Genomic DNA, 1060 nt, shown 5'->3' with positions numbered 1-1060 from the left:
GGATGCTCTCCTGTTTGTCAAGCGGCGGTTCGAGGTTTTGACCGGCGGGGTGGCGGGGTCGGCTGGCCGGGATTGAGCAGGTAGTAGATCTCGCGGGCGAGGTAACGTTTGAGGCATCGGATGATTTCGAGCTTGGAGTGCCCTTCGGCGGTCTTCTTCGCGACGTAGGCCTGAGTTTTCGGGTCCATGCGTAGGCGGCTGACGACGGCCAGGTGCAGGGCCCGGTTTGCTTGCCGGTCGCCGCCACGGTTGAGTCGGTGGCGTTTGGTCATGCCGGAGGACGCAGGCAAGGGTGCGACGCCGCAGAGCATCGCGAACGCGGCTTCGCTTTTCATCCGGTCTGCGTTGTCGCCGGCGGTGACCAGCATCTGTCCGGCGACCTCGATGCCGATCCCGACCCGGGCCAGCAGGTCGGGTGCCAGGGCTTCGACGATGGGGTTGATCAGTTCGTCGAGGTCGGCGATCTCGTCGGAAAGCTCGAGATAACGGCGGGCCAGCGACTTGAGCGCGACGCGGTAGGCGGTGACCGGGTCGGTTGCGTTGGACACGTCCGGGCGCCAGGCGGCCAGGGTGCGGATCAGCTGCATGCGGGTGAGGTTGCGGACCTGGTCGCGTGTCTCCTCGGGACACGACACGATCGTCATGCGCAACAGCTGCAGGGTGCTGCGGCGCTCGCGGACGGCGTGGGCCCGGGCGACCCGAAGGACTCGTAGCGCTTCGACGGCGCCGTCTTTCGACTTCGGGGTGACGGTGCGTCGCTGGTGCAGGGCGGCTCGGGCGGCGCTGATCGCGTCGAGGTCGTCGTCCTTGCCCTTGCGGCGGCGGTCGGAGCGGTCGGGCCGGTCGACCTCGAGGATGGTGATGCCGGCCGCGGCGAGGTGACGGGTCAGGCCGGCGCCGTAGGAGCCGGTGCCCTCGACGCCGATGCGGACCAACTCACCGAACCCGCTGATCCAGGCCAGCATGGCCCGATAGCCGGCTCGGGTGGTGGAGAAGCTGTGGGTGCCCAGCACAGTCTCGGACGCGTCGATCACCGCGGCGACATGGAGATCTTTGTGGG

At 68.1% G+C, this 1060-nt stretch carries 1 protein-coding gene; it reads right to left on the bottom strand.

All coding sequences use genetic code 11. The annotated features are described in order from the left end of the window. Positions 1–17: 17 nt before the first annotated feature. A partial coding sequence (locus tag AB0M02_RS46745; RefSeq protein ID WP_364238998.1) for an IS110 family transposase occupies positions 18–1060 on the bottom strand: 1043 nt, incomplete at its 5' end.

The organism is Actinoplanes sp. NPDC051861 (genome assembly GCF_040681145.1).
Lineage (GTDB): Bacteria > Actinomycetota > Actinomycetes > Mycobacteriales > Micromonosporaceae > Actinoplanes.
Note: the sequence above shows the minus strand (reverse complement) of the source record. Positions and strands in the feature narration are given on the sequence as shown.